At 53.8% G+C, this 1,391-nt stretch carries 1 rRNA gene (running past one end of the window); it reads right to left on the bottom strand.

The features are described 5' to 3' along the window. Positions 1–13: 13 nt before the first annotated feature. Positions 14–1,391 (bottom strand): 23S ribosomal RNA (locus tag ACIQXN_RS21490) (it continues 1,655 nt past the right edge of the window).

The following is a 1,391-nucleotide window of genomic DNA, read 5'->3' as shown; positions in this document are numbered from 1 at the left end:
TTTTCAAAAAGCGTTGGTTAAGTCCTCGATCTATTAGTATCAGTCAGCTCCACATGTCGCCACGCTTCCACCTCTGACCTATCAACCTGATCATCTTTCAGGGATCTTACTAGCTTGCGCCATGGGAAATCTCATCTTGAGGGGGGCTTCATGCTTAGATGCTTTCAGCACTTATCCCTTCCGCACGTAGCTACCCAGCTATGCCTTTGGCAAGACAACTGGTACACCAGCGGTGCGTCCATCCCGGTCCTCTCGTACTAAGGACAGCTCCTCTCAAATTTCCTGCGCCCGCGACGGATAGGGACCGAACTGTCTCACGACGTTCTGAACCCAGCTCGCGTACCGCTTTAATGGGCGAACAGCCCAACCCTTGGGACCGACTACAGCCCCAGGATGCGATGAGCCGACATCGAGGTGCCAAACCTCCCCGTCGATGTGGACTCTTGGGGGAGATAAGCCTGTTATCCCCGGGGTAGCTTTTATCCGTTGAGCGATGGCCCTTCCATGCGGAACCACCGGATCACTAAGCCCGACTTTCGTCCCTGCTCGACTTGTAGGTCTCGCAGTCAAGCTCCCTTGTGCCTTTACACTCTGCGAATGATTTCCAACCATTCTGAGGGAACCTTTGGGCGCCTCCGTTACTCTTTAGGAGGCGACCGCCCCAGTCAAACTGCCCACCTGACACTGTCTCCCACCCCGATAAGGGGCGCGGGTTAGAATTTCAATACAGCCAGGGTAGTATCCCACCAACGCCTCCACCGAAGCTAGCGCTCCGGTTTCTCAGGCTCCTACCTATCCTGTACAAGCTGTACCAAAATTCAATATCAGGCTGCAGTAAAGCTCCACGGGGTCTTTCCGTCCTGTCGCGGGTAACCTGCATCTTCACAGGTACTATAATTTCACCGAGTCTCTCGTTGAGACAGTGCCCAGATCGTTACACCTTTCGTGCGGGTCGGAACTTACCCGACAAGGAATTTCGCTACCTTAGGACCGTTATAGTTACGGCCGCCGTTTACTGGGGCTTCGGTTCAAAGCTTCGCTTGCGCTAACCTCTCCCCTTAACCTTCCAGCACCGGGCAGGTGTCAGCCCCTATACTTCGCCTTGCGGCTTCGCAGAGACCTGTGTTTTTGCTAAACAGTCGCCTGGGCCTATTCACTGCGGCTTTTCTGGGCTATTCACCCTAAAAAGCACCCCTTCTCCCGAAGTTACGGGGTCATTTTGCCGAGTTCCTTAACGAGAGTTCTCTCGCACACCTTAGGATTCTCTCCTCGCCTACCTGTGTCGGTTTGCGGTACGGGCACCTTACATCTCACTAGAGGCTTTTCTTGGCAGTGTGGAATCAGGAACTTCGGTACTATATTTCCCTCGCCATCACAGCTCCGCCTTTATG

Source organism: Peribacillus sp. NPDC097295 (assembly GCF_044761665.1).
In the GTDB taxonomy this organism is placed as follows: Bacteria; Bacillota; Bacilli; order Bacillales; family DSM-1321; genus Peribacillus.
The sequence above is the reverse complement of the archived record's forward strand: the minus strand, read 5'-3'. Positions and strand labels throughout refer to the sequence as shown.